We start from the raw sequence: 7,393 nt of genomic DNA on the forward strand, positions 1-7,393 counted from the left end.
CCCGCGGCGGCCGCGTCAGCGGCCGGACCGGCCGCGGGGCCGCCGTCGGGTGCAGACATGCCCAGCGCGGTGACGCCCGGCATCGCCGAGGGGCCCGCCGCTTCGCCGCCTCGCGGCAGTGGGCCGACCGGGTCCGCACAGGCGGCGGACGCCGGTCCGCGGGTCTCTCGGACGGCGTCGGCCTGCCCAGCCGAAGCGGGTGGCCCGGCTGCGGCGCCCGTCCCGGCAGCGGCGGGCGGGCGGCCCGGCGGGTCCGGCGGGCCGCCGGGCCGGGTGCAGTCCAGGAGGCGGCCGTCCTCGGTCTCGACCCTGAGGGTGGTTCCTTCGGGGAGTCCGGTCAGGGCCGGGGGAAGGGGCTCGGCGCGCCAGAGGACGACCGTGTCGGGGAGCAGTCGGGCCGCGGCGGCGGAGTCCGCGCGGTGCAGGGCGTCGCGCACGGCCGCCGGGGTGGAGGCGTCGACCCCCAGGGCGGCGAGGACCGCGATGACCGTTGCCTCGGGGACGGCGACGCGGACGCCCTCGGAGGGCTCGTAGTCGGTGGCGACTCCGTGCAGCGCGGCGAGCCGGGCAAGGCCCATGCGGACTCCTGTTCAGATGTCAGACTCCTGGCGTCGACGCCCCTCCGGCCGCGCCGTAGGCGGTCGGCTCGCTGGTCAGGGGTGCGATGTCGGCGAGCGGGGGCTCGCTGGTGAGGGGGGTGGCATGGGCCAGCGGGGGCTCGCTGGTGAGCGGCGCCAGCGGGGCGGTGTCCTCGAAGGGGCAGGGCGTGGTGACGCCGGGGGCGGCGTCGTCGGCAGGCGCGGCGGGCGCCGGGACCTGTTTGGACAGTGCGGAGAGCAGCAGGTTCGCGGATGCGGCCACGGTGGTGACTCCTCGTCGAAGCTGGGTGCGGGCAGTGGGCGATGGGACACGGCACCCCTACCCAGCGGACGCGGCCACAGACGTATCCGGTCAGCCGACGTGTTCCGCGTCACACTCCGTACCCCGGACGGCAGTTGCCTCAAACACCGTCCGCGGCGGGTCGCACCGGGCCTTGCAGCAGGCAAAAGGCGCACAACGACCATGTGCATTGACACTCTCACTGTGCGGGTGGTGGGCTCGAAACCGACCGGAACGTCAGGGGAGAACGAGGGGAGACGGTCGTGCGGCTCGGGCGCAGGAGGGGCACCGCGACTGCGATCGCGGTCGCCGTCATCGGCAGCCTGCTCGGCGGCGCTCAGGGCGCGGCCGCGTCCCCCGCGGCCCCCGCGGCCCCCGGAGCCCCCGGCGACCCGGAATCCCCCGCCTCACGCGCGCAGGACCCGCGGGGCAGGTCGGCCGTGCCGTCCGTGTGGCCGCGGCCGCAGTCGGTGAAGGCGGCGGGGCCCGCCGTGCGGCTGGGCGACGAGGCGACCGTCGTGGCGGGCGAGGACGCCGATCCGTACGCGGTCGAGCAGCTGATCGAGCTGCTGCGGCGGTCCGGGGTGCATACGGTGCACCGGGATCTGCCGGGCCGCGGGCCTGCGGTGCTGCTCGGCGGAAGCGGCGCGCAGAGCGCGGACGCGGCGCTGCGCGCGCTGCGTGTGCGGGAGCGCGCGGATCTGCCGTCGGGCGGCTACCGGCTGGCCGTCGGCAGCGTCGGCGGCCGGGACACGATCGCGCTGGACGGGGTCGGCGAGGACGGGCTGTTCCACGCCGTCCAGACGCTCCGGCAGCTCGTGAAGGACGGCTCGGCAGCCGGGGTGACGGTGCGGGACTGGCCGGGCACGGCCGTACGCGGTGTGACAGAGGGTTTCTACGGGCAGCCGTGGAGCCACGCCCAGCGGCTGTCCCAGCTGGACTTCATGGGCCGCACCAAGCAGAACCGCTATCTGTACGCGCCCGGCGACGACCCCTTCCGGCAGGCCCGCTGGCGCGAGCCGTACCCCGCGGTGCAGCGCGCCGAGTTCCGCGCACTCGCCGAGCGGGCACGGCGCAACCATGTGACGCTCGCCTGGGCCGTCGCGCCCGGGCAGTCGATGTGCCTGTCGCGGGACGAGGACGTCGCCGCGCTCAAGCGCAAGTTCGAGGCGATGTACGCGCTGGGAGTGCGGGCCTTCCAGCTCCAGTTCCAGGACGTCAGCTACAGCGAGTGGCAGTGCGACGCGGACGCGGACGTCTTCGGCTCCGGGCCTGAGGCGGCCGCGAAGGCGCAGGCGCGCGTCGCGGGCGAGCTGGCGCGGCACATGGGCGAGCGGCTGCCTGAGGCCGCGCCGCTGACGGTGATGCCGACGGAGTACTACCAGGAGGGCGTCACGGACTTCCGCCGGGCGTTCGCCGCGGAGCTGCCGTCCGGGGTGCAGGTGGCGTGGACGGGCGTCGGCGTGGTGCCGCGTACGATCACGGGCCGCGAGCTGGCCGAGGCGCGGGATGTGTTCCGCCATCCGCTGGTCACCATGGACAACTACCCGGTCAACGACTTCGCGCAGGACCGGATCTTCCTCGGTCCGTACACGGGGCGCGATCCCGCGGTGGCGTCCGGCTCTGCGGAGCTGCTCGCCAATGCCATGGAGCAGGCTTCGGCCGCCCGGATACCGCTGTTCACGGTCGCCGACTACGCGTGGAACCCCCGCGGTTACCGGCCTCAGGAGTCCTGGCAGGCGGCGCTGGACGACCTCGCGGGAGGGGACGCGAAGACCCGTCAGGCGCTGCGGGCGCTGGCCGGCAATCACACGTCGTGGATCGTCGAAGCGGACGACGAGTCGGCGTATCTGCGGCCGCTGCTCCAGGAGTTCTGGCGGACGCGGGCGTCGCGGGACGCGGCGGCGCGGGACCGTGCCGCGGGCGCGCTGCGGGCCGCGTTCACCCAGATGCGCGAGGCCCCGCAGCGGCTGCGGGACGCGGAGCCCGTCACGGGGCTGGGCGAGGAGGTGCGGCCCTGGCTGGAGAAGCTGGCGCGGTACGGGCGGGCCGGCGAGCTCGCGGTCGACATGCTGCACGCCCAGGGGCGCGGCGACGGGGCGGCCGCGTGGCGGGCGTCGCTCGAACTGGAGCCGCTGCGGAAGTCGTTGAAGGCCCGTGGCGGGCCGACGGTCGGCAGGGGCGTCCTGGGGCCGTTCCTGGACCGGGCGGCGAAGGAGTCCGCGCAGTGGACGGGCGCGGTGCGGGTGAAGGAGTCCGCGGGGCGGGGCACGGTGCTGCTGGGGCGGGCGCGCCCGCTGCGGACGGTGACGACGATGGCCGAGCCGTCGGCCGCGCCAGGACGCCTTGAGGCGCATGTGCCGGGCGAGGGCTGGCGGCCGCTGGGGCCGCTGTCGCCGAGCGGCTGGACGCAGACGGACGCGAAGGGGCTGCGGGCGGACGGGCTGCGCGTCGTCGCCCCCGGTGAGCCGGGGGTGCGATCGCTTGTGCCGTGGTTCGCCGACGAGCCGCCGGCCGAGCTGGAACTCGTACGGGACTACGCCGACGCCGAGATCGGCGGCGCGCCGCAGCGGGTCGGAGTGAAGGTGACCGCGACGGGTCCGGGCGAGGTGCGCGGCGCGCTGACGGCCAACGCTCCTGCGGGCATCAGGGTGACGGCCCCCGAGGAGACGACCGTGTCGCGCGGGGCGCCCGCGACGCTACGGGTGGAGGTGTCCGTTCCGGCGGACACGCCGCCCGGCGAGTACCGGGTGCCGGTGTCCTTCGCCGGGCAGCAGCGCACGCTGACCGTGCGGGCCTATCCGAAGACGACCGGACAGGACCTGGCGCGCGAGGCGGGCGCGGCCGCCTCCTCGTCGGGGGACGAGACCCCCGACTTCCCCGCCTCCGCCGCGGTCGACGGCGACCCGGAGACCCGCTGGTCCTCCCCGGCCGGGGACACCGCCTGGTGGCAGCTCCGGCTCTCCCGCCCGGCCCGCGTCGGACGGGTGATCCTGCACTGGCAGGACGCCTATGCCGCGTCGTACCGCGTCCAGACCTCCCCGGACGGCGTCACCTGGCACACGGCGGCCACCGTCACCGACGGCCGCCCCGGCCGCGCGGACATCCGCCTCGACCCCTCCGGCGGCCAGGTCCGCTTCCTGCGCGTCCAGGGGGACGCACGGGGCACGGAGTTCGGCTACTCGCTCTTCTCTGTCGAGGCGTACGGGGTGGCCAACTGAGGTCGGCTGCGGGGCTGGGCCGGCGCAGGTCAAACACCATGGCGTCGTGTACGTGCGCCTCGTCGGCCCCTGGCGCTCCAGTGTTCCGCTCGCTTCCGTCAGGCGGATGACGCGCCGGGTCGCATGCGTACCCGCACCGGCTGGCCCGGTGAAGGGGTCCGGGGCTCCGCCCCGGACCCCTTCACCGGGCCAGCCGCCGGGCATGACAATGGCCCGGGGTCTCAGGCGGAGATGCCGTCGATCCGGGCCATCGCGTCGTCCGCGCCGTACGGCTGCAGGTATGGCAGCCAGCGCGGGTCCCTATGGCCCGTGCCGATGATGCGCCAGGCGAGGCCGCTCGGCGGGGCGGGCTGGTGGCGCAGGCGCCAGCCCAGTTCTCGGAGGTGGCGGTCCGCTTTCACGTGGTTGCAGCGGCGGCAGGCCGCCACCACGTTGTCCCAGGCGTGCTGTCCGCCGCGGCTGCGCGGAATGACGTGGTCGACGCTGGTTGCGACGCCACCGCAGTACATGCAGCGCCCGCCGTCACGGGCGAAGAGCGCTTTGCGGGTCAGAGGAACGGGCCCCCGGTAGGGGACCCGGACGAACCGCTTCAGCCGTACGACACTGGGTGCGGCGATGACGCGGGTCGCGCTGTGCATAAAGGCGCCGGACTCCTCGAGGCAGAGAGCCTTGTTCTCCAGGACGAGGACGAGCGCGCGGCGGAGCGGTACGACGCCGAGCGGCTCGTACGACGCGTTGAGGACCAGGACGTGCGGCACGGTGGATGCCTCCTTGTACGCCGGCGGCGCGTGGCTCGCGCCGGGACGATCTGCTCTCAGTCTCTCCTTATGCCAGGTCCGAGCGCCACCATGTCCAGGTAACGGGACGAGGGTATTTTCCCGTCGGCGGTCTCCCGGCGCACTTCCGGAGCCCCGCCTACCCCGCCGAACACGCCTTCCGGGCCGACGCCCCGGCCCGTGCGTGAGGTGCGCCACAGCAGGTGGAGCCATACACGTCGCCCCCACACGAGAGACGCGCCACACGAAAGTGCACTGCACGAGAGGCGCGCCGCACCCCCCGAGCATGCCCCTGTGAGCCTGCTCTCTCCCCCCGCGCTCCCTCGAACATGTCAACGGCTCCCGCCCGGTGCCCCGATAGGGTGGTTCGTCAGCATCGCACCGCCTGGGAGGCACTCCTGTGTTCTCGTCCGCGTCCTGGTATGCCGTACTGGCCGCCGACCCGTCACCCGGAGTCGGCTCCCTCGACGAAGCCGCCAAGCAGGCCGGCGACGCCGCGGGCTGGGTTGAGGAGAACTGGTCCACATGGCTCAACACGGGCCTGCGCATCCTGCTGATCATCGCGGTCGCGATCCTGCTGCGCATCGCCGTGCGCCGCACGATCACCAAGCTGATAGAGCGGATGAACCGCTCCGCCCAGGCTGTCGAAGGCACCACGCTGGGTGGACTGCTGGTCAACACCGAGCGACGGCGGCAGCGCTCCGAGGCCATAGGGTCCGTGCTCCGCTCGGTGTCGTCCTTTCTGATCCTGGGCACGGCGGGGCTGATGGTCCTCGGCGCGTTCCAGATCAATCTGGCCCCGCTGCTGGCCTCCGCCGGCGTCGCGGGCGTGGCGCTCGGCTTCGGCGCGCGCAACCTCGTCACCGACTTCCTGTCCGGCGTCTTCATGATCCTGGAGGACCAGTACGGCGTCGGGGACTCCATCGACGTCGGCGTCGCCTCGGGCGAGGTGATCGAGGTCGGGCTGCGGGTCACCAAGCTGCGCGGTGAGAACGGGGCGATCTGGTACGTGCGCAACGGCGAGGTGAAGCGGGTCGGCAACCTCAGCCAGGGCTGGTCCACCGCCCATGTGGACGTCGTGGTGCGCCCGAGCGAGGATCTGGACCGCATCCGGACCGTGGTCGCCGAGGTCGCGGACTCGCTGGCCAAGGATGAGCCGTGGAACGAGCGGCTGTGGGGTCCGGTCGAGGTGCTCGGTCTGGACGAGGTGCTGCTGGAGTCGATGACCGTGCATGTGTCGGCCAAGACCATGCCCGGCAAGGCGGTCGGCGTGGAGCGCGAGCTGCGCTGGCAGATCAAGAAGGCCTTCGACGCGGCCGGCATCGCGATCATCGGCGGTCCGCCGCTCGCCGGGGAGGAAGCCTCCGGCGACCCGTCCGCCGCCGTCGCCGCCCCCTCCGCGCTGGCCAGCCCCAACTCGCCGCAGTCGGTCGCCGCGTCCCCGCTGCCGCAGTCGTCGCAGCTGTCGAAGTAGCCCGCTGCGCCCGTCAGGCCGATGGGCCCGCCGCCGCGCCCGCGGGACGACCACTTGGTCGCCCCGCGGGCGCTCGCCGTTGACGGGCCCGCGACCGGTGGCCTACGTTCGCCTGTAGATAGGAAACTTTCCTAACCATGTGAGGCGTCATGGCTGCCGGATCGGGTACCCCGGGAACACCCCGCGTGCTGCGCGCCATGAACGACCGCGCCGCACTCGATCTGCTGCTGGAGCACGGCCCCCTCTCCCGTGCCCGGATCGGCAAGCTCACCGGCCTGTCCAAGCCGACGGCCTCGCAGCTGCTCGCCCGGCTGGAGGCCGCGGGCCTCGTCGTCGCCACCGGCACCACCGCGGGGCGTCCAGGCCCCAGTGCCCAGCTGTACGCCGTCAACGCCAGGGCCGCCTTCGCCGCCGGTCTCGATGTGACCCCGCGCCGCATCCGCGCCGCCGTCGCCGACCTCACCGGCGCGGTCGTCGGCGAGTATGAGCTGCCCACACCCGGGCGGCGGGCCCAGAGTGCGGTACGCCAGGTCACCGAGGCGCTCGACGGGGCGGTGAAAGCCGCGGGGCTGACGCGCGGCGAGGTGCGCAGGCTCGTCATCGGCACGCCGGGCGCCTTCGACCCGTCCACCGGGCGGCTGCGGTACGCCTCCCATCTGCCCGGCTGGCACTCCGCCACGCTGCTTGAGGAGCTGGCCGCGGCACTCCCGATGCCCGTCGAGTACGAGAACGATGTCAATCTCGCGGCCGTCGCCGAGCAGCGTCTGGGAGCGGCCCGCGGCCATGACGACTTCGTCCTGCTGTGGAACGAGGAGGGGCTGGGCGCCGCGCTGGTCATCGGCGGACGGCTGCACCGCGGCTGCACCGGCGGCGCGGGCGAGGTCGGCTTTATGCCGGTGCCCGGCACCCCGCTGGTGCGCCAGGTCGCCAAGGCCAACAGCGGCGGCTTCCAGGAGCTGGCGGGCGCGCAGGCGCTGCCCCGGATCGCCCGGGACCTCGGGGTGAAGGGCGTTCCCGGGCAGAGCGGCGGCGCACGCGCCGAG

General features: G+C 74.2%; 5 protein-coding genes and 1 pseudogene. 3 read left to right on the forward strand and 3 right to left on the reverse strand.

Annotated elements, in window-relative coordinates; genetic code table 11:
- Together OF819_RS28825 and OF819_RS28830 are read right to left on the reverse strand one after the other, a co-directional pair.
- A pseudogene (locus tag OF819_RS28825) lies at positions 1–578 on the reverse strand (4-alpha-glucanotransferase); the annotation flags it as partial.
- Positions 579–597: 19 nt separating this feature from the next.
- Positions 598–861, reverse strand: coding sequence for a hypothetical protein (locus OF819_RS28830; protein ID WP_267246599.1), 264 nt, complete (start codon positions 859–861; stop codon positions 598–600).
- Between the two features lie 281 nt (positions 862–1,142).
- Here OF819_RS28830 and OF819_RS28835 point away from each other — a divergent pair, with 281 nt between their 5' ends.
- Positions 1,143–4,100 carry a beta-N-acetylglucosaminidase domain-containing protein gene (locus tag OF819_RS28835; RefSeq protein ID WP_267246600.1) on the forward strand — a complete coding sequence of 986 codons (2,958 nt, stop codon included), beginning with the start codon at positions 1,143–1,145 and terminating at the stop codon, positions 4,098–4,100.
- A gap of 221 nt (positions 4,101–4,321) precedes the next feature.
- Here OF819_RS28835 and OF819_RS28840 read toward each other — a convergent pair whose 3' ends face one another.
- Positions 4,322–4,858 carry an HNH endonuclease gene (locus OF819_RS28840; protein WP_240138690.1) on the reverse strand — a complete coding sequence of 179 codons (537 nt, stop codon included), beginning with the start codon at positions 4,856–4,858 and terminating at the stop codon, positions 4,322–4,324.
- A gap of 418 nt (positions 4,859–5,276) precedes the next feature.
- Here OF819_RS28840 and OF819_RS28845 point away from each other — a divergent pair, with 418 nt between their 5' ends.
- A complete protein-coding gene (locus OF819_RS28845) occupies positions 5,277–6,350 on the forward strand; it encodes a mechanosensitive ion channel family protein (protein WP_267246601.1) in 1,074 nt (357 codons plus the stop codon).
- 149 nt (positions 6,351–6,499) lie between these two features.
- Positions 6,500–7,393: ROK family transcriptional regulator (locus tag OF819_RS28850; protein ID WP_267246602.1), on the forward strand; the 894-nt coding region annotated here is incomplete at its 3' end.

This window comes from Streptomyces sp. PR69 (assembly GCF_026420845.1).
In the GTDB taxonomy this organism is placed as follows: Bacteria; Actinomycetota; Actinomycetes; order Streptomycetales; family Streptomycetaceae; genus Streptomyces.